The 18,221-nt window shown below is 68.4% G+C and carries 18 protein-coding genes and 2 pseudogenes; 8 read left to right on the top strand and 12 right to left on the bottom strand.

The features are described 5' to 3' along the window. The first annotated feature begins 63 nt into the window (after nt 1-63). Complete coding sequence (locus tag FHR38_RS28010; protein WP_184536062.1) at nt 64-1,155, top strand: IS630 family transposase; 1,092 nt, start codon at nt 64-66, stop codon at nt 1,153-1,155. Nucleotides 1,156-1,175: 20 nt separating this feature from the next. On the opposite strand, the gene FHR38_RS28005 is transcribed toward FHR38_RS28010, so the two are convergent. After that, nucleotides 1,176-2,288 carry a TetR/AcrR family transcriptional regulator gene (locus FHR38_RS28005; protein WP_184537821.1) on the bottom strand — a complete coding sequence of 371 codons (1,113 nt, stop codon included), beginning with the start codon at nt 2,286-2,288 and terminating at the stop codon, nt 1,176-1,178. A 102-nt stretch (nt 2,289-2,390) separates the two neighbouring features. Here FHR38_RS28005 and FHR38_RS28000 point away from each other — a divergent pair, with 102 nt between their 5' ends. Beyond that, nucleotides 2,391-3,608 carry a cytochrome P450 family protein gene (locus FHR38_RS28000; RefSeq protein WP_184537819.1) on the top strand — a complete coding sequence of 406 codons (1,218 nt, stop codon included), beginning with the start codon at nt 2,391-2,393 and terminating at the stop codon, nt 3,606-3,608. A 56-nt stretch (nt 3,609-3,664) separates the two neighbouring features. After that, nucleotides 3,665-4,957: an ATP-dependent Clp protease ATP-binding subunit ClpX gene (clpX, locus tag FHR38_RS27995; RefSeq protein ID WP_184537817.1), complete on the top strand. Its 1,293-nt coding sequence runs from the start codon at nt 3,665-3,667 to the stop codon at nt 4,955-4,957. 43 nt (nt 4,958-5,000) lie between these two features. Here clpX and FHR38_RS27990 read toward each other — a convergent pair whose 3' ends face one another. Next, nucleotides 5,001-5,624 (bottom strand): TetR/AcrR family transcriptional regulator, encoded by a 624-nt coding sequence (locus FHR38_RS27990; RefSeq protein ID WP_184537816.1) that lies wholly within the window; start codon nt 5,622-5,624, stop codon nt 5,001-5,003. Between the two features lie 69 nt (nt 5,625-5,693). On the opposite strand from FHR38_RS27990, the gene FHR38_RS27985 reads away from it, so the two are divergent. After that, nucleotides 5,694-6,284 carry a peroxiredoxin-like family protein gene (locus FHR38_RS27985; protein ID WP_184537814.1) on the top strand — a complete coding sequence of 197 codons (591 nt, stop codon included), beginning with the start codon at nt 5,694-5,696 and terminating at the stop codon, nt 6,282-6,284. 89 nt (nt 6,285-6,373) lie between these two features. Beyond that, nucleotides 6,374-7,156: a class I SAM-dependent methyltransferase gene (locus FHR38_RS27980; protein ID WP_184537811.1), complete on the top strand. Its 783-nt coding sequence runs from the start codon at nt 6,374-6,376 to the stop codon at nt 7,154-7,156. 110 nt (nt 7,157-7,266) lie between these two features. Here the strand turns inward: FHR38_RS27980 and helR are convergent, their stop codons facing one another. The 6 genes and pseudogenes from helR to FHR38_RS27950 form a co-directional block, all read right to left on the bottom strand. Further along, entirely contained in the window at nt 7,267-9,405 is a 2,139-nt protein-coding gene (gene helR / locus FHR38_RS27975) for an RNA polymerase recycling motor ATPase HelR (RefSeq protein ID WP_312882449.1), read from the bottom strand. A 511-nt stretch (nt 9,406-9,916) separates the two neighbouring features. Then, the gene (locus FHR38_RS27970) at nt 9,917-10,735 is read right to left on the bottom strand and encodes a siderophore-interacting protein (protein WP_184537807.1); all 819 of its coding nucleotides are present in this window, start codon (nt 10,733-10,735) and stop codon (nt 9,917-9,919) included. A 62-nt stretch (nt 10,736-10,797) separates the two neighbouring features. Continuing rightward, on the bottom strand, nt 10,798-11,325 hold the full coding sequence (locus FHR38_RS27965) for an isochorismatase family protein (RefSeq protein ID WP_312882448.1): 528 nt from the start codon (nt 11,323-11,325) through the stop codon (nt 10,798-10,800). Between the two features lie 172 nt (nt 11,326-11,497). Next, nucleotides 11,498-12,265, bottom strand: a pseudogene (locus tag FHR38_RS27960) (MBL fold metallo-hydrolase); the annotation flags it as partial. A 98-nt stretch (nt 12,266-12,363) separates the two neighbouring features. Continuing rightward, nucleotides 12,364-12,906: a YdeI/OmpD-associated family protein gene (locus tag FHR38_RS27955; RefSeq protein ID WP_184537803.1), complete on the bottom strand. Its 543-nt coding sequence runs from the start codon at nt 12,904-12,906 to the stop codon at nt 12,364-12,366. Continuing rightward, nucleotides 12,903-13,310 (bottom strand): VOC family protein, encoded by a 408-nt coding sequence (locus tag FHR38_RS27950; protein ID WP_184537801.1) that lies wholly within the window; start codon nt 13,308-13,310, stop codon nt 12,903-12,905. Before FHR38_RS27950 ends, FHR38_RS27955 begins: the two co-directional genes overlap by 4 nt. 89 nt (nt 13,311-13,399) lie before the next feature. Here FHR38_RS27950 and FHR38_RS27945 point away from each other — a divergent pair, with 89 nt between their 5' ends. Then, on the top strand, nt 13,400-14,350 hold the full coding sequence (locus FHR38_RS27945; protein WP_184537799.1) for a helix-turn-helix transcriptional regulator: 951 nt from the start codon (nt 13,400-13,402) through the stop codon (nt 14,348-14,350). A gap of 66 nt (nt 14,351-14,416) precedes the next feature. Beyond that, the gene (locus tag FHR38_RS27940; RefSeq protein ID WP_184537797.1) at nt 14,417-15,418 is read left to right on the top strand and encodes a hypothetical protein; all 1,002 of its coding nucleotides are present in this window, start codon (nt 14,417-14,419) and stop codon (nt 15,416-15,418) included. A gap of 6 nt (nt 15,419-15,424) precedes the next feature. Here the strand turns inward: FHR38_RS27940 and FHR38_RS27935 are convergent, their stop codons facing one another. Beyond that, a complete protein-coding gene (locus tag FHR38_RS27935) occupies nt 15,425-16,663 on the bottom strand; it encodes an Imm61 family immunity protein (protein WP_184537795.1) in 1,239 nt (412 codons plus the stop codon). A 151-nt stretch (nt 16,664-16,814) separates the two neighbouring features. Between FHR38_RS27935 and FHR38_RS32605 the strand changes: the two are divergent. Continuing rightward, a pseudogene (locus tag FHR38_RS32605) lies at nt 16,815-17,074 on the top strand (nuclear transport factor 2 family protein); the annotation flags it as partial. Here FHR38_RS32605 and FHR38_RS27930 read toward each other — a convergent pair. From FHR38_RS27930 to FHR38_RS27920, 3 genes are read right to left on the bottom strand one after another with little or no spacing between them, the layout of a single operon-like run. Next, nucleotides 17,015-17,419: a VOC family protein gene (locus FHR38_RS27930; protein WP_281385143.1), complete on the bottom strand. Its 405-nt coding sequence runs from the start codon at nt 17,417-17,419 to the stop codon at nt 17,015-17,017. The pseudogene FHR38_RS32605 and the gene FHR38_RS27930 sit on opposite strands and share 60 nt — an antisense overlap. A 32-nt stretch (nt 17,420-17,451) precedes the next feature. Continuing rightward, nucleotides 17,452-17,802, bottom strand: a complete 351-nt coding sequence (locus FHR38_RS27925) for an ArsR/SmtB family transcription factor (protein ID WP_184537791.1) — start codon at nt 17,800-17,802, stop codon at nt 17,452-17,454. Next, on the bottom strand, nt 17,789-18,220 hold the full coding sequence (locus FHR38_RS27920; protein ID WP_184537789.1) for an SRPBCC domain-containing protein: 432 nt from the start codon (nt 18,218-18,220) through the stop codon (nt 17,789-17,791). Before FHR38_RS27920 ends, FHR38_RS27925 begins: the two co-directional genes overlap by 14 nt. Nucleotide 18,221: the final 1 nt, after the last annotated feature.

The following is an 18,221-nucleotide window of genomic DNA, read 5'->3' as shown; positions in this document are numbered from 1 at the left end:
GTGGTCACGGCACTAGTGTCCTGCGCCAGAAATTCGCCTTATAAGTGGGTGTAGGCTACGAGGATGCCAAGAACCGGGCGTCCGACCCCACCGTTGACGCTGACGGACGAAGAGCGGGCGACGTTGACGCGCTGGTCACGGCGGGCGAAGTCGTCGCAGGTTCTGGCGATGCGGTCACGGATCATCCTGGCGTGTGCCGAGGGCGCCTCGAACGTCGACGTGGCGACGGAGCTGGGTGTCCATCTGTCCACTGTGGGTAAGTGGCGGCGGCGGTTCCTGAAGCTGCGGCTCGACGGCCTTATCGACGAGCAACGGCCGGGCCGCCCGCCGTCGATCAGCCTGGACCAGGTGGAACAGGTGGTGGTCGCGACTCTGGAGCAGGTACCACGCAACGCCACGCACTGGTCCCGCACGTCAATGGCCGAGCGATCCGGGCTGTCGAAGTCCACCATCGGGCGAATCTGGCGGGACTTCGGCCTCAAGCCACACCGGGCGGACACGTTCAAACTGTCCACCGATCCGCAGTTCATGGAGAAGGTCGTTGACGTGGTCGGCCTGTACCACAACCCGCCGGAACGGGCCGTGGTGCTGTGCGTCGACGAGAAATCCCAGATCCAGGCCTTGGACCGCTCCCAGCCGGTACTGCCGATGATGCCCGGCATGCCGGAACGCCGCACCCACGACTACGTCCGTAACGGCATCACCAGCCTGTTCGCCGCGTTCAACGTCGCCGACGGCACCGTGATCGGCCAACTCCACCGCCAGCACCGCGCCACCGAGTTCCAGAAGTTCCTGACCGCGATCGACAAGACCGTGCCCGCCGACCTCGACATCCACCTGATCTGCGACAACTACGGCACCCACAAGACCCCGGCCATCCGGGCCTGGCTCGCCAGACACCCCCGCTTCCACATGCACTTCACCCCGACCGGCTCGTCCTGGCTCAACCAGGTCGAACGCTGGTTCGGCTACCTCACCGAACAAAAGATCCGTCGTGGCGCGCACAAGAGCGTCCGGTCCCTTGAGGCGGACATCCGGGCGTGGATCACCGACTGGAACAGCAATCCACGCCCCTTCATCTGGACCAAGACCGCCGAAGAGATCCTCGAATCACTCGCACGATTTTGTAGGCGAATTTCTGGCGCAGGACACTAGCTCGACACCACCGGCTACGGCTATACCTGGGCCGGCTGACCCGACGCATGCCCGTCGGTCGACGCCGCCGCATGGCAGGCGCCGAAGCCATCGGCGCGGGCGACGATCCGCCCCGCCTCGACGCGTATGGCGGTCTCGGTGACGTCACTGACGGCGGCGACCCCGGCCGCAGCGGCCAACCTGCCCGACTCGTCGTGGACGACCCGCAGCCGGGGCCAGGCCGACGGCGGGAACGCCTGCCGCAGGCAGGTGCGAAAGTCCGCGACGACCAGCCGGGCCAACGGCGCCAACTCCTCGGGGGCACTGGTGACGAGCACGGCGGTGACGTCGCTGCCGGCCGGCGCGGCGCGCACCGCCTCCTCGATGGCGCCCAGCCGGTGCAGCCCGAGGATCGCGACCACGCCGTCGCCGGCCAGCGACACGGGTTCACCCCGCACCGCATCCGTCGCGGACGGTGGCGACCACAACTCATCGACGGGTCGCGCCGGGGAGATGTGCGGCAGGTGTGCCGGCTGCCACCGGTCACCGAGGTCGAGATCGGCCAACTGCGCACAGGCGCTGATGACGTTGAACGGCTCGACGAAGCCGGGAGCGGCGGCAGCCAGCTGGCTGGCACCGTGCAGGGTGGTAAGCGCCGTCTCGGCCACCCCCACCCGACGCGAAGCGCCCTTGGAGCATGGGGGCAATCGCTCCAATGCGAGACCGAGCAGAATGGCGTTCAGCCTCGTCAACTCCGCGAACGGGATGCGGGTACGCACATCGGCGATGACCTCTGGAATCAGGTCCACACCGAGGCGGGCGGGGCCGGGCTGGGCGTCGGTGGCCAGCGGCAGCCGGGCCAGCCAGGCGCGGGCGAATGCGGCGAGTGCCGCGCCGGGGGTGTCACCCGGCTCCGACGCCTCGGAAGTTAACAACTCGGACATCCGCTCGGCGTCATCGACCAGGACCGAAAAGTAGAGGGCCCGCTTGCCGGGAAAGTTGGAGTAGACGGCTCCCCGGGTCAGTTCGGCCCGCTCGGCAATGTTGTCGATCTTGGCGTCCCGAAAGCCACGCTCGGTGAACTCGTCCCGGGCGGCGACCAACACCCTGGCACGGTTGCGCTCCTGCATCTCCGCCCTGGTGAGCCGCCCCATGGTCCTCCCCGTTCCGCACGTCGCCGTCTACGTCCGTTCAAGATACCGCCACCATGTATATGATGAGACCATCTGGTTAGAGCATCCGAAATTGGAGCAGTCATGACCGACGCTTCACAGCCCGCCCTCGACCTTCCCGAGATCCACCTGACCGACCCCGAGGTCCTGCGTGACCCGTTCACTGCCTACGGCAAGGCCCGGGAACAATCGCCGGTGGCCCGGATCGTGGCACCCAGATCCGGCCCGATGTGGACGATCACCCGACACGAGGCCGCCCGCGTGATGCTCAGCGACCCGCGGTTCGCCCTCACTGCCAACACCTACCAGCGGATCGACATACCCGAACATTGCCGGCCCTACATGCGGACCATGCAGGAAATGGAAGGTCCGGAACACACTCGGCTGCGCCGCCTGGTCTCCCCCGCGTTCACCGCCCGCCGCGCCGCCGAGTTCCGCCCCCGGATCGAGTCGATCGTCGAACACCTCCTCGACGACCTTCCCGACCATGCGGAGAACGGCAAGGTCGACCTGCTGCGACACTTCGCCCAACTGCTGCCAATCGACGTGATCAGCGAACTGGTCGGCATCCCCGAAGCCGATCGCCAGCAGTGGCGCAAGTACGGTGCCGCCGTCACAGCCGGGCAGGGCAGGCAAGTGGTCGAGGCGATACCGTGCATCGTGGCCGATGCCAAGGCAGCGGTCACCCAGCGACGGGCCGAACCCGGCACCCGCGACGTGATCTCCGATCTCATCCGCACCCAGGCCGAAGACGGCGACAAGCTCAGCGACACCGAACTGGTCACCTTCGTCTGGCAGCTGGTCCTCGGCGGGCAGACCCCGGCCAACCTCATCGCCAACGCCGTGGACACCCTGCTCACCCATCCCGACCAGCTCGCCGCCCTGCGCGCCGACCCCCACCTGATGCCCGCCGCGGTGGAGGAACTGACCCGCTGGTCCGGGCCGCAACTGTTGACCTTTCCCCGCTACGCCCAAGAGGACATCGACCTGCACGGCGTACCGATCCGCAAGGGCGAGCCTGTCACCGCCGCTATCGCCGCCGTCAACCGCGATCCACGTGTCTTCACCAATCCGGACCGGCTCGACGTCACCCGCCCCGCCGGCCCGGCGGCACACCTCGGCTATGCCCACGGCCCACACTTCTGCCTCGGGGCCGCGCTGGCCCGGGTGCAGACCGAGGTCGCACTCACCGCACTACTGCGTCGCTTCCCCAACCTGACGCTGGCCGCCGCCCCGGACGACGTGCGACGTGATCTCGACCCGGGCACGTGGCGGCTGACCTCACTGCCCGTGTCCTACTGACCGCTGCCCGCCCGACCACCGTCACATCCGCCCGTCGTCGAGGGGAAGCTTTCCAAATGGTACGAATCGGCGCCGGCGGCAACCTGCTGCTGTGCTCGTTCTGCGGCAAGGGTCAGCAGCAGGTCAGGCGACTCATCGCCGGCCCGGCCGGGGTCTACATCTGCGACGAGTGTGTCGAGATGTGCACCGAACTCATCGAAGAGGAGGAGCCGGGCGCGTCCGAGGATGTGCTGCCGGAGTTACCGAAACCACGGGAGATCTACGACTTCCTCGAGCAGTACGTCGTCGGCCAGGAGCAGGCCAAGATGGCGCTTTCCGTGGCGGTCTACAACCACTACAAGCGCATCCGTGCGGGCGGAGACTGCCAGCGCGCCGTGCCGACGCAGCCGGTCGAACTGGGAAAGTCGAACGTCCTTCTGATCGGCCCGACCGGCTGCGGCAAGACCCATCTGGCCCAGACGCTGGCCCGCCTGCTCAACGTACCGTTCGCGATCGCTGATGCCACCGCGCTCACCGAGGCCGGCTATGTTGGCGAAGACGTCGAGAACATCCTGCTCAGGCTGATCCAGGCGGCCGAATACGACGTCAGGCGGGCGGAAACCGGCATCATCTACATCGACGAGATCGACAAACTCGCCCGCAAGGGCAACAATCCGTCGATCACCCGGGACGTCTCCGGCGAGGGGGTCCAACAGGCACTGTTGAAGATCCTTGAGGGTACGACCGCCAGCGTCCCGCCACAGGGTGGACGCAAGCACCCCGACCAGGAGTTCATCCAACTCGACACGACGAACGTGTTGTTCATCGTCGGCGGGGCGTTCGACGGTCTGGAACGGATCATCGCGCAACGGACGGACCGGCGCACTGTCGGATTCGGCTCCACGGTCCGCTCCGGACACGCCCGTGAGCCACAGAACGCGCTTGTCGGGGTCGCGCCCGAGGACCTGCTGACCTTCGGGCTGATCCCGGAGTTCGTCGGGCGACTCCCGGTGGTGGCGACCGTCGCACCCCTGGACCGGAGGGCGTTGATGCGGATCATCACCGAGCCACGCAACGCACTGATCCGGCAGTATCAGAAGCTCCTCCAACTCGACGGGGTGGAGTTGGAGTTCACCGAAGATGCCGTAGCCGCCATCGCCGAACAGGCGCTACTACGCCGCACCGGTGCCCGAGCGACCCGCGCCATCCTCGAGGAGATCCTGCTCAACGTGATGTACGAGGTGCCCAGCCGGGACGACGTGGCCCGAGTCGTGGTCGACCGCTACACCGTGCTGGGCAACGTCAACCCGACCCTGGTGCCGCGCCACCAATCCGGGCCCAGCCGCAGGCACCACGAAAGGTCCGCCTGACCGGTCTCCGCCACCTCGACCCGCCGTTGGTTCGTACGCTGAGTCAGCGAATCGACCTGGTCAGGCCGTGTAGCAGGATGTCGAGTCCGGCGGTGAACTCCTCCTCGGGTCCGACCTGTCGGGCGTGCCGCGCTGTCTCCGCCAAGAGCGGGAAGTCTGCTCGGGGCAGTTCTGACATGGCAACGGTGCCCGCCCCGGAGAGCGGGCCGAGGTGTTCGAGCTGGACCGCACCATTGACGTAGCTGAGCAGGGCACGCAGGGCGACGACCCGGTGCGGCCCGTCGATACCGGCTTCGGTCAGGATGCCGAGCACCGTCTCGGTCCACCGCAGGATGCTCATCGACCGGTGCCGGTGCAGGGGCGTGAGCGGTACGACCGCCGGGTGGGCCGCCACCGCGACACGGATGCGCTCGACCATGGTCCGGACCTGTTCCGTCCAGGGCAGTTCGGCGGAGGGGGCGGTGGTGTCGACGGCTCCGAGCACCTGCTCCACGACCAGCCCTGTCAGCTCCTCCCGGTCTGCGACGTAGCGGTAGAGCGCCATCGTGCTCATACGGAGTTCAGCCGCGACGGTGCGCATGGTCAGCGCGGCGAGCCCGTCGCGGTCGATGACGGCCAGGGCGGCGGCGCCGAGCTGATCGGTGCTGAGTGAGCGTGGTCTGGGCATGACGGTTGACAGCGTACGACATACACCTACACTCGTAGGCGTACCTTGTACGCCTACGAGGAGGTGCACATGCCCGTAACCCGAGGAAGGCTCGACGCCGGCTCGACCATCCCCGCCCGTGACCTCACCCCCGTCGTCGGACCGCCGATCCCCGTACCGGCCCCCGACCGCCTGATCCACCTCCAGTTCCGCCGCTTCGCCGGCTGCCCGGTCTGCAACCTGCACCTACGGTCCGTGGTACGACGACACGACGAGATCGAGGCGGCCGGGATCCGCGAGGTCGTCGTGTTCCACTCCCCCGCCGACGAACTACGTGAACACACCCCCGACCTGCCGTTCGCCGTCATCGCCGACCCGGACAAGCGGCTGTACCGGGAGTTCGGCGTGGAGTCCGCGCCCCGGGCGCTGCTCAGCCCCCGGGCATGGCTGCCCATCGCGCGGTCGATCCTGCGTAGCACCTGGGCGGTCGCCCGCCGACGGGAACGCCTGCCGGCCGGCACCCAGCCCGGCGGACGGCTCGGCCTGCCCGCCGACTTCCTCATCGCCAGCGACGGTCGCATCGTCGCCCACCGATACGGCGAACACGTCTACGACCAATGGTCGGTCGACGAACTCCTGACGCTGGCCGCACGCGCACCGCGACCGGCAGCCACGACCTGACCGGCAGCAGCCACACCACGCCCGGCTGCCACACCACGCCCGGCTGCCACCCCGTGACCGGCGGCCACGAGACGACGAGAAAGGCAGAGATGACACTTCCCCTGCTCGACCGGGCCGAGGACGCCGACCGCTACGAGGTGGTCAGCGGCGGATTCGACGAACACCTGTTCACCGCTGCCGCCATCGGCGAGCACGACCGCGTACTCGACATCGGCTGCGGCTACGGCCGCACGACGTTGCTGGCCGCCCGCCGGGCCGTATCCGGCCGGGTCGTCGGCAACGACGTGGTCGGGCCGATGCTGGTCCAGGCACGCGCGTTCGCCGCAGCCGAGGGTGTCGCCAACGTGACGTTCGAGACGGGCGACGCCCAGCGCCACCCGTTCCCGACCGACGCGTTCGACGTGGCGATCAGCCGGTTCGGGGTCATGTTCTTCGCCGATCCGGTCGCGGCGTTCCGCAACATCGGTCGGGCGCTGCGACCCGGTGGCCGGCTGGCCTTCGTGACCGTCGGGCCGCCACAACGAAACGACCTGCCCACGGTCCTCGCGGCGGCGATGGGCGAGCCGCCCGCGGCAACCGGTGTGCTCTCCCTCGCGGACCCCGGACACATCGACGACGTGCTCAACCGGGCCGGCTACCGGGACATCAGTGTGACCGACGTCGAGACGACGATCCCCCTGGGACGGGATGCCGAGTCGGCGGCGGCGTTCGCCCTCCAGTGGGGCGCCTTCCGGGACTACTTCGACCGGGCGGACGCTGCCGTCGTCGAATCGGCGCGCGTGGCGCTCACCGCCGCCGCCCGTCCATTCCTGACCGACGACGGCGTCCGGTTACGCAGCACCGCCTGGCTGGTCCACGCGACCCGCCCCTGACTCGTCTACTCGCCGTCGATGTCGAACCCGGTCGCAAGCACGTGGCCGGCCGCTGTCCCGGACGGCTGGGGCAAGCCGTCCGGGCAGCGGTGCCACTGTCTCGGTGGGCGTCAGGAGCTGGTGAGGATGACGAGTTGCTGGGTCGCCCGGGTCATCGCCACATAGCGGTCGACCGCTCCTTCGATCCCCTCGCCAAACGACTCCGGGTCAACGAGGACGACCAGGTCGAACTCGAGCCCCTTCGACAGCTCCGGGGTCAGCGACTGGACCCGGGACGTCGCCCGGAACCCGGGATCGCCGATGACGCAGGCGATCCCGTCGGCGTGCGCGGCGAGCCAGGCGTCGAGAATCGAGTCCCGCTCCGAAACAGACCCGTGTACGACGGGAAGGTCGCTGCTACGGATGGAGGTCGGCACGTTGGCGTCCGGCAGTACGGCCCGGATGACCGGCTCGGCCGCCGCCATGACCTCGGCCGGCGTCCGGTAGTTGATGCTCAGCGAGGCCAGGTTGATCCGATCGAACCCGATCCGCGCCAACCGTTCCCGCCACGACTCCGTGAACCCGTGCCTGGCTTGGGCACGGTCTCCAACAATGGTGAAACTCCGGGACGGGCAACGAAGCAACAACATCTGCCACTCGGCGTCGGTCAGTTCCTGCGCCTCGTCCACGACGATGTGCGCGAACGGCCCGGCGAGCAGGTCCGGGTCAGCACCCGGCAGAGCGGACTCGTCGACCAGGGCATCCCGCAGGTCCTGTCCGTGCAGCATGATCATCGCGCCTTCGTTGTCGTACTCGGCCTCCAGCAGGTCCTCGACGACCCTGGTCATCTGCTCGCGCTTGACGACGATGGCGGCATCGTGTCGAAGCTTCCGCCGGGACGCCTCCGGGTCGCCGATCCGCTGCCGTGCCGCGTCCAACAACGGCAGGTCCGAGACCGTCCAGGCCCGGGCATCGGTGCGCTGTAGTTTGCGGACCTCGTCCGGGCTGAGCCAGGACGCACACTTACGCAGGTAGGCGGGGACCGACCAGAGGTCTCCGACGAGGTCGGCCGCCGCCAGCAGCGGCCACGCGCGGTTGAAGGCTGTACGCAGCTCGGTGTTTCGCAGTAGCGACCGGCGAACCAGGCCGTCCGGTTCGTCGCCGTCATGTTTGTTCGTCAGGATCGTGAGCAGTTCCTCCCAGATCTCGGCACGCGCCTCGTTGTGCGGGGTGCCGGGATCTGGCGCCTCGAACGCCTCGGCCCAGTCGGCGACGCTCAGCCGGATGTCGACATCGTCGACCGGAACCGTCATTCCCTTGGTGGGCAGCTCCTCGTAGAACCTGACCGCCGTCTCGATCGCCTGCACCAGGTCCGCAGACGCCTTCAGGCGGGCGACATCCGGGTCGGTCTCGATGGTCGCGGCGGCCCCCTCGGGTACGAGGTCTCGCAGGGTGCAGGTCTGCACATCCTCCTCACCGAGGCTGGGCAGGACGTCGGCGACGTAGGACAGGTAGGGCTGGTGCGGGCCGACGAACAACACACCGCCCCGGCGGTGACCGAGGCGCGGATCGGCGTAGAGCAGATACGCGGTGCGGTGCAACGCGACCACGGTCTTTCCCGTACCCGGCCCACCGTCGACGACCAGAGCGCCCCGGGACCCCGCTCTGATGATGGCGTCCTGGTCGGCCTGAATGGTGGCGAGCACATCCCGCATCCGGGTCGACCGACTGCTGCCCAGGCTGGCGATGAAGGCGGACTGGTCGTCGAGCGCGGCGTGCCCGTCGAGCCCATCCGGGGTGAACACCTCGTCCCAGTAGTCGCTGATCCGGCCACGGGTCCAGCGATATCGGCGGCGGCTCGCCAGCCCCATCGGGTTGGCATGGGTCGCGCCGAAGAACGGTGCCGCCGCCGGGGAACGCCAGTCGAGCAACAGCCGACGGCCCGAGCTGTCCGTGAGGCCGCGTCGTCCGACGTACACGGGCTCGGGGTTGTCCATGTCGACCATCCGTCCCAGGCACAGGTCCGCATCGAAACGGCGCAGGGTGCGCAACCGAGCGGTCAGCCGGCGGATCTCGTCGTCCCGGTCCATCGCCTGCTGGCCCACACCGCCGCGTGCCTTGCGCGCGGCGGCAAGGCGGTCGGACAGGTCGGCCCGCACCTGTTCAAGGTTTTCCGCGATGGCCGCGAAGTGCTGCTCGTCCCGAGCGATCAGCGCCGGGTCGGCCTTTCCACGAAGCCGTTCAGGAAGATCGAAAACGCTGTTGGTCACTGGATTCACGGGATGAGCTCCGATCTGGAATCACTTGCCGCATACGCAGGGAGAAATGTTCAATTGCGGACCGTGACGAATCTGGGGATCGTGAGGGCGCTCCTACGGCAACGCGGGCCGCGTGGCCGGCTTCGGCTCAGATCGCCAGGGTTTGCCGTAACCACGCCGTAAATGCCACCAGCGGCTCGACGTCCTCGCGGGGCCCATAGGTCGACAACAGCACATGCACCTCGCAACTCCCCCTTTTCCGCAGGTTCTGGCCTCGGCCGACGATTCTGCGGCACCACCCGGGTCTTGCCGCAAGCCCCCCGGTGCGGTATACGTTGGGGTAGGAGAGGTGCGTGTCCTTCTCCCTCCAGACAGCTCCGGGTAGACCCGTTCCCGAGTAGACCCGTTCCCGAGTAGACCCGTTCCCGAGCAGACCCGTTCCCGGGCAAACCAAAGGCGGCGTACGGCTATGCCGTGACGCCGCCTGGCTGGACCCACCGACCCGCCTCGGCCGGCGGGCTAATCACTCGTCTTCGTCGGCCGCGTGGTGGTCGAGGTTGACCACACCACGCTTCCAGTAGCCGTCGACGTCCACCCAGTCCCGGGGCAGACCGAGCCCGCGCAGGTACCGGCGGATCGACTTCAGGTTGCCGGCTTCACCGGCCACCCAGACGTACCCGTCGCCGCCGGGGAGTTGGATGTCGCGAATCGCCTCGTCGAGCAGGTTACGACCGTCGGCGCCGTCGCGGTGCAGCCACACGACAGTCGCGTCGGCCGCCGTCGGCAGTGGCTGCTCCTCCGCCTGGTCGGCCACCTCGATGAAGACGTACGCCGCAACCCCGGTCGGTAGTTGCTCCAGCCAGGCACCAATCGCCGGCAGCGCGGTCTCGTCACCGGCCAGCAGGTACCAGTCGAAGTTCATCGGGTTGAGGTGGGAGCCGCGCGGGCCGAGCACCCCGACCTTGTCGCCGGGCTTGACCTGGGCGGCCCAGGTACCGCCCGGACCGTGCCCGTGCAGGGCGAAGTCGATGTCCAGCTCCCGCTGTTGCGGTCGGACGTAACGGACGGTGTAGTCCCGGAAGATTGGCAGCGGCTGCCCGGCCGGCGTCGGGACGATCCCGTTCGGGCCGAGGATCGGCATGACCGGCAACTGCTCACCCGGCGCCGGAAAGAACACCTTCACGTGGTCTTCCGGTGCGGCATACGCAAACCCGTCGAGCGCCTCGCCGGTCAGGGTCACCCGGGCCATGCGCGGGGTGATCCGGGTGACCCGGGCGACCTCCAGCAGCCGTGGGGTGAGGTCGTGCCGGACCAGCTTGATCTCGCGCGTGGGAACAGTCATCGGGCGACTCCTCGGAAAGGCGGGATTAGGCGAGCCTAACCTAGTCAGCCGGCAAGTCGGCTTCAGCCCAGCACACCCAGCAACTCGTCGCTGGTACATACCGCGCCAAGTCGCGGAAAGACGTAGTCCACCGCGAACTCATGGGCATGCCCGTGCAGGCCCGCCATCGCGTCGGACACGAACACCACGGAGTAGTCGTGCTCATCGGCGACCCGACCGGTCGACTCGACGCCGAAGTTGGTGACCAGGCCGCCGAGCACGACGGTCTGCACGCCCCGCGAACGCAGGACGTCGTCCAAGCCGGTCTGGTGGAACGCGCCCAGGGTGTGCTTGACGATCTGCACGTCGCCCGACTCGGGCGCACACTCGGGGGCCAGCTCACTGCCCGGTGGCTGCTCCTCGACCCCGGGTCGCTCGACCCGTACGAACACCACGAGGCCGCCAGCCGCACGGACCGCCGTCGCCAGCGTCAGACATCGGGTCAGGACCTCCGTTCCCGAGTACGGCTCGGTCGGTAGCGCGATGATCCTCGGCATCAGGTCAATGAGGACAAGCGCCGTACGGCGCGAATCAAGTTGAACGGTCGCCACAGTGATCGACTGTATCTCCCGCCCGCATCGCCGGCGCCCGCACCGCTCGCCCAACCACATGACCGACCGCCGGTAGCTCGCCATCGGCCGAAGCACTCACCCCTGAGCAATCGATCAATTGACACGCTCCGGTGGTCTCAAACCCGCCACGACGACGCGTACGTGACGCCTGGTCGATTTCGAAGGTGGCACCGGGGGCGGCGTAATCGACCGGCCCGTCGAACCGGGTCGAGGCCCGCGCCACCGCCTCTTGCGGGCTGAGGAACCGGCCGACATGCGTGACGATCAAACGGCCAACCCCAGCTGCGCTGGCCGTGTCACCGGCGTCCTCCGGCGTGTGGTGCACCTGCTCACCCTCAGCGGGCACCTGGGCGCTCTCGGCCTCACACAGCAGCACGTCACCTCCGTCGGCCAGCCGGGTAAGGCTGTCGCACGGTGCCGTATCACCGGAGTAGACCAATGAGCGGCCGGCAACCGCGACACGCAGCGCGAAGGCCGGAATGCCGTGCGACACTGCCTGGCTGGTCAGGGTGAGCGGGCCGACCTCCACCCGGTGCCCGTCATGCAACTCAGTGATGGCGAAGGCGGATTCGATCGGGCTACGGAGCGTCGTGTTGGTGAGGAAGTGCGCCAGCCGATCGGCGATGCCCGGCGGGCCGTAGAGCGGGATCGGCGCGGCCAGCTGGATGTCCGCGAACAACGCGCCGTAGTACGCGGTGAGCAGGTCCGCACTGTGGTCGGCATGCAGATGGGAGATCCAGATCGCGGCCAGCTCGTCGAGTCGGACGTGCCGTTGCAGCTGGCCCAGCGTGCCGGTGCCGGCGTCCACCCAGACGTGGGTGTCGCCGCTGGACAACAGATAGCCGGAGCACGGGTTGTCGACGCTCGGATACGGCGTCGCGCAGCCGAGGACCGTAAGGCGAAGCGGCTGGTTGATCATCCCGACATCCTAGGTACGGTCGCCGACGTGCCCGCCCGCACAGTGGAGTCGCCCATACGACAGCAGTAACCAATCACCGTCCCCGCGAGGACCGACCGTCATGGGCTCAATAGGTCGGAGATCGCCTTGTGCAGGCGTGCCGCCCGTCCGGCCGGAGTCCGGGCCTTCAACAGCGGCAGGATCACCCGATAACGGCCGGTCTTGTCGAGCGCGTCGAAGGCGTTGGCGGCCTGCGGGTGGGTCGCCAACGCCTCGGCCAGGTCGGGCGGCACGGTGGCGTTGCGCTGGGCCGTGTAGGCCGCCGCCCAGCGGCCGTCCGACTGGGCCGCGGCGACCTGGACGAGGCCAGCGGGCCGCATCCGCCCAGCAGCGGTCAGCTTCTCCACCCGTTCGACGTTGACCTGCGACCAGGGGCTGCCCTTGCGGCGGGGCGAATACCGCTGGAGGAAGAAGTGCTCGTCGTACGACCTGCGGTGGCTGTCGATCCAGCCATGACACAGCGAGACCTCCAACGCCTGCTCGGACGTGACCGAGACAGCGGCCGAACCCTTCTTGGCGATCTTCAGCCAGGCCTCGGCCCGGGTCTCGTGGTGGTCGGCCAGCCACGACTCCCACCCGGCGGCGTCCTCGAAGTGCATCATCGCCCCAGAACCTCCAGGTAGTGCCGGTTGTACATGATGCCCAGCACGTTGCCGAAGGGGTCGATCACGGATGCGGTGACGAATCCGGGGCCGTACTCGGTGAGCGGCTGGTAGGGTACCGCCCCCATGGACAGCAGCCGGTCCAGGGCGGCCTGGACGTCGTCGACATGCCAGTGCAGGATCGCCCCACCGGGTGCGACAGCCGCGCCCGGTGGGGCGTACCGCCGGTCGATGAGGCCGAGTTCGGACTGGTAGTCGCCGACCCTGAACTCGTAGTAGGCGGCCGGCTGTCCGTTGCCCGGGCGCTCGAAGTAGGGCTCGACGCCAAGGAGTTCGGCGTACCACTGCTTGGCTGCCTCCGGGTCGTCGACCCAGAAGTTGACGGTGGCCGGTCCTCGCAGCATGGGTAGTTCCTTCCCTCGATCGGTGACGATGACGATCCTGCGCCCCAAAGTGCTCACCATCTGAGCAGTTTTCCTGGGAATCTGGGGACATGCGCGCAGACCGACTCGTCGCCGTCCTCCTACTCATGCAGTCCCGGGGCCGGGTGACCGCCGCCGAGTTGGCGACGGAGCTGGAGGTCTCGGTGGCCACCGCCCGTCGGGACCTGGAGGCGCTGTCCGCAGCGGGCATCCCGGTGTATCCGCAGCCCGGACGTGGGGGCGGCTGGTCGCTGGTCGGCGGTGCCCGCACCGACCTCAGCGGCCTGTCGGCTGCCGAGGCACAGGCGTTGTTCCTACTCGTCGGCCCGGCCGCAGCCGTCTCGGAAGAAGCCAAGGCGGCGCTGCGAAAACTCGTACGGGCCCTGCCGCAGACCTTCCGAGAAGACGCCGAGGCCGCCGCCAGCGCCACTATGATCGACCCCACCCGATGGAGTGGGCGTGACCAGTGGCGGCCCGAACTGGTCGAACTACTCCAGAGCACGGTGGTCCGCCGGCGGAAGGTCCGCCTGACCTACACCAACCGCGCCGGAGAGCGAACCGAGCGGCTGGTCGACCCCTGGGGCCTCGTCGACAAGGACGACATCTGGTATCTGATCGCCGGTACGGAACGAGGACAGCGCACCTTCCGGATCGACCGGATCAGCACGGCGGAGCCGACCGACCAGCCGGCCGAACGCCCGGACGGCTTCACGCTCAGCACCGCCTGGCAGCAGGTTGTCGACGAGGTGGAACAGCAGCGCTCCCGCACCTGGGCGACCGTACTCGTCGAGGCCAGGTTCGTACCGGTACTGCGCAACCAGTTCGGCCGGCACTGTCGCACCGAAGGCGAGCCCGACAACGGGCGTGCCCGGGTCCGCCTGGCCGCACCGACCCCGTTGGACATCGCCCGGCACCTCGCCGGCTGGGGCGCGATGATCGAGGTGGTCGAACCGCGATCCGTCCAGTGGGAGCTGGCGCGGATCGGAGCCGAGCTGACCACTCGCTATCCCAACGGGTGCTGATCTCATCTCACCCACTGGTGGTGGGGCGGGCTGCCGGTCAGGCCCGGGGCATAGAGTCCCGCCCCGATGAATGTCTACACCGAGGGCAAGAACGCAGTGCCGGGCTCCCCCGCCTACGAGTTGTACGCCTGGGTCGAGTCCCTACACGAACTCATGGATCTTCTCTACGGCGCCTTCGTCGAAGAGAGATGGTCACACACCTACCGTTCCCCTTCGCTGAAGCGCCTGGAGAAGGAACTCCTCTGGTACTTCGAGTGCCCGCACGGCGGCGACCTGGACACGATCCTTTCGAAGTCCGTCGCGGGCTATCTCGGCGAGACCCTGCTGAACGAAGTGGGCGGACGCTGGGACTGGGACGAGAGCGCAGGCAGCTCAGGGCTGCCCGTCATACGCCCGGACCCGGTGTTGGGGTCGGATCCGGTCATCCCGTTGACCATCGTCGAGCAGGCCGTAACCGAGAAATCGGGAATGGTATTCACCGAGACAGCGCGTAGCCTGCGCAGCGTGGTGCGGGCCCGGCAACGGAATAAGGTAAACGCCGGTTGGCAGCCGGAACGGATACCCACTCCATGGGTGGCACTGGAGAATCTGGAAGCGGTCACGTACGCCAGACAACTCAGCAACTGGGGAAACCGCTGCTACAGCATCTACTACTACACCTGGACAGACGAGGCGGGCGGCGGAATCGAGCACTGGAACTTCCAGCCGGAGTCCCTGGACACAATGGAAGCTCTGCTGCGGGAGAACTTCCAGACGGTCGAGGACTACAACCGGGTCGCGGACGAGCCCTTCTGGGTGCAGGCCGCCTGGTACGTCGGCGAATACGTGGTACGCCGAAAGTGCGCCCAGTGGCAGTACCTACAGGTCGACCCGGACGCCGCGTCCGGCACGCGGTACGCGGCCGACAGTTACTGGACCGGCAGCGCCTTCGTACGGCAGCGCTACCGCTACGACGGCCACGCCGAGCACCCACACGAGATGCTGCGCGCCGTCCTGTCCGGGACCTGCCTTCGCGAGGTCGTGGATCGCTTCAACGACCCACGGAACGGCGGTGACTACGGACCCTGACGGCCCCTACCCGCCGCCCGCAGCTGCCGGGCGGGACGCGCCGAAGCGCTCGACCGGGGTACGCCGGCCGGAACGGAACATCTCCAGCGCCTGGTGCGGTGGCACGGCAGACGCCATGAAGAGCACGCTCTCGTCCGGCGCGACATAGATCGAGCCGCCACCTCGTACCGGGTGGACGACCACCACCGCGTCGTCCTCGGGCAGCGGATGTTGGTCGAGGACAACGCCCGGCGCGATCCGGTGGAACAGCTCGCTGCCCCAGTCGACCAGGCGCTGGTGCAGTCGTACGCGCCCCTCGGCCAAGTGGTCACGCAACCACTGTGGCTGTGCTGTCTCGCTGCGGGGGTAGCGTCGTTGGTCCATCACGTAGGCGATCGGATCGACCGATACCGGTCCCCAATCCGGCTCGTCGTCGTGGTTGAACCGCGTCGTCAGGTCGCCGGCCGACGTCACCGTCATCTCCAGGCCGAACCACGTGCCCAGATCGGTCAGGTACGCCGCCTTCCGCAACGTCGCCACCGCGTCGGTGACCACGGCCTCCCTCCCCTGGACGAGTTCCCTCATCCCGTCAGCCCGCCGCACCGTCATCGTGCTGGCCCCGACCGAGGTCAGCACGATGGCCCGTAGCGTGATCCGATCCGCATCCGGCGGCAACTCCTCGCGAAGCAGCCGGCCGAGTTCCGCCACCGCCGCCCGCTCGTTCCCGGTGCTCGCCGGATCACGGGAACTCCGCTGCTGGGCACGGGCCCGCATCAACTCCGACGATGCGCCGGCAGCACCGAACCGTCGTACGATCGTCTCCTCAGCGGCATCGGCGAACCTGGCGAATCGAATGGTCTTGCTCGGACCGAGGCCACGCAGAAGGCGAGCCGATCGTTCGCCGGCCGACTCGGTCCAGCTCAGCAGGAAGCCGGACGGCCCAAGGTCGGTCAGGGTGAACCCGTCCCGCAACGGCTCGTCCGCCCTCGTGCGGCCCGGCCGACGGCCGGCAGCGGCCTCCACCCAGCCGCCGATCTCCCAGAGCAGGTAGCGACGCGCCACGTCCAGCCATTCACTGGTCAGGAGCCAACACCATGCACCACCCCGGTCCTGCTTCTCGACCACGAACGCGTCGTCGCGCGCCACGATGCGAAGCCGGACCTCGGCGTCGCCCATGCACAACAACGAGTCGCCGGGCGGCCAGACCGTGATCCGGGCCGGCTGTCCGAACGTTCGCAGGCGCTCGTCGGCGAGGTGTCCGGTCATAGGTCAGCTCTCCTGTTCGACCCCGGCGAGCATCAGCACCCCGTCTGGTTCCGGCGGCAACACGTCTGCGCAGCGCCGGTGGATCACCGTAGCCCCGGTCCGCAAGCAATAACCATGACGCAACTGGCGATGCCCGCATGTGTGGCACCTCGATGTACCCCCGCCGTACGAGGGTGTGCGCGGCCTCGACGCATAGCGTGAGACGTGACCGCCGTTCTTCCGGTGGCAGGCGCAGGGGGCCTCGTTCGAGATCGAGTCCCTGGAGGTCAGCGCCGGAGCCGAGGTCGCGTTCGCCTAGGCGCTGCTGTGTTGTGTCCGCCGGACGAGTTCGCCGCCACGCCAGAGAACCGGCTACGCCTGATGCTCGGCCCGCACAAGCGGGATGGACGGTGGGCGCAAAGTATCGCTCATGTCGTCCGGGAGCCGCACGATGTGCGGTATCCCGGCCGGATTGCTGATCCAGTGGGCGGCCATGCCCGGGGGCAGTGGTTCGAACTCGTCCTGCGGATGCACGCCGTGCTCGGCGAGGTGGCGGGTGGCCAACTCCACGTCGTCGGTGAAAAGCTCCAGCCACACCTGCGCCTGGGCGTAGTTGTCCACTCGGTCGAACCACAGCTTTACCGGTCCGAACTGGACGGACGCGCACTGCGCTACCGCGCCGTCGATTCCCTCGCCGCACTCCTCGGCTACCTCCATGCCGAGCACGTCCCGATAGAAGGTGACGGTGCGGTCGAAGTGGGCCTTGGGCAGTTTCATGGCGATGTTGCGGCCGCCCTCGAACGTGGGTCTCATGGCTGGGTCTCCTGATCGCGGTCGAGGTAGGTACTGAGAGCGTGCAGGGTGCGGTCCCAGTCGCGGGCAAGCGCGGCCAGGAAGGATTGAGCGGTCGCCACCGGGGCCGATTCGAGGTGGTAGCGGACGCGGCGGCGTTCCGCCGGCACCGCCCGTAGGAGACCCGCGCCGGACAGCAGGGCGAGGTGCTTGGCGATCGCCTGGCGGGAGATGGGCAGGCGATCGGCGAGGTCGGTCGCGGTCGCCGGGCCTCGGGCGGCAAGCTCGGCCAGGATGGCCCGCCTGCTGGGGTCCGTCAGCGCGGCGAACACGGCCACCGCCGCCCCCTCGGGGTCAGTGTCGGCCATCGAGGTGAAGCAGCAGCTTGGCCAGCCCTTCCCGCCAGCCCTCGACGTTGCCGCGGTAGGCGTCAGCAAGCTCGTCGGGCGGTTGCGCGAACCCCGTCTCGGTCAGGCCGAGCCGGGTGCCGTCGCCAAAGGGGTGGAGCACGATCTCGACGTGGGTGCGGCGCGGGTCGCCCGGCGGAAGCCCTTCGAGGGGCCAGGTAAAGCACAGCCGGCCCGGCGGTTCGACGGTCTCGATCCGCAGGACCGACCACGTGCCGCCCCAACACACTCTGATCTGGCCGCCCGGTCGCAGGTCGTCGATCTCCGCCTTATCACCGAGCCAGCCGCCGAGCCCCTCAGCGGTGGTCAGGGCCGCCCACACCACTTCGATCGGGTGGGCAAGGTCGAGCGTTCGTTCGATTCGATCGGGGATCGGCATC

This window comes from Micromonospora polyrhachis, assembly GCF_014203835.1.
Classification (GTDB): domain Bacteria; phylum Actinomycetota; class Actinomycetes; order Mycobacteriales; family Micromonosporaceae; genus Micromonospora_H; species Micromonospora_H polyrhachis.
The sequence above is the reverse complement of the archived record's forward strand: the minus strand, read 5'-3'. Positions and strand labels throughout refer to the sequence as shown.

Coding starts and splice junctions, on each gene's coding strand:
- FHR38_RS28010 (WP_184536062.1), top strand. CDS start 64: ATGCCAAGAACCGGGCGTCCGACCCCACCGTTGACGCTGACGGACGAA.
- FHR38_RS28005 (WP_184537821.1), bottom strand. CDS start 2,288: ATGGGGCGGCTCACCAGGGCGGAGATGCAGGAGCGCAACCGTGCCAGG.
- FHR38_RS28000 (WP_184537819.1), top strand. CDS start 2,391: ATGACCGACGCTTCACAGCCCGCCCTCGACCTTCCCGAGATCCACCTG.
- clpX (WP_184537817.1), top strand. CDS start 3,665: ATGGTACGAATCGGCGCCGGCGGCAACCTGCTGCTGTGCTCGTTCTGC.
- FHR38_RS27990 (WP_184537816.1), bottom strand. CDS start 5,624: ATGCCCAGACCACGCTCACTCAGCACCGATCAGCTCGGCGCCGCCGCC.
- FHR38_RS27985 (WP_184537814.1), top strand. CDS start 5,694: ATGCCCGTAACCCGAGGAAGGCTCGACGCCGGCTCGACCATCCCCGCC.
- FHR38_RS27980 (WP_184537811.1), top strand. CDS start 6,374: ATGACACTTCCCCTGCTCGACCGGGCCGAGGACGCCGACCGCTACGAG.
- FHR38_RS27970 (WP_184537807.1), bottom strand. CDS start 10,735: ATGACTGTTCCCACGCGCGAGATCAAGCTGGTCCGGCACGACCTCACC.
- FHR38_RS27955 (WP_184537803.1), bottom strand. CDS start 12,906: ATGATGCACTTCGAGGACGCCGCCGGGTGGGAGTCGTGGCTGGCCGAC.
- FHR38_RS27950 (WP_184537801.1), bottom strand. CDS start 13,310: ATGCTGCGAGGACCGGCCACCGTCAACTTCTGGGTCGACGACCCGGAG.
- FHR38_RS27945 (WP_184537799.1), top strand. CDS start 13,400: ATGCGCGCAGACCGACTCGTCGCCGTCCTCCTACTCATGCAGTCCCGG.
- FHR38_RS27940 (WP_184537797.1), top strand. CDS start 14,417: ATGAATGTCTACACCGAGGGCAAGAACGCAGTGCCGGGCTCCCCCGCC.
- FHR38_RS27935 (WP_184537795.1), bottom strand. CDS start 16,663: ATGACCGGACACCTCGCCGACGAGCGCCTGCGAACGTTCGGACAGCCG.
- FHR38_RS27930 (WP_281385143.1), bottom strand. CDS start 17,419: ATGAAACTGCCCAAGGCCCACTTCGACCGCACCGTCACCTTCTATCGG.
- FHR38_RS27925 (WP_184537791.1), bottom strand. CDS start 17,802: ATGGCCGACACTGACCCCGAGGGGGCGGCGGTGGCCGTGTTCGCCGCG.
- FHR38_RS27920 (WP_184537789.1), bottom strand. CDS start 18,220: ATGCCGATCCCCGATCGAATCGAACGAACGCTCGACCTTGCCCACCCG.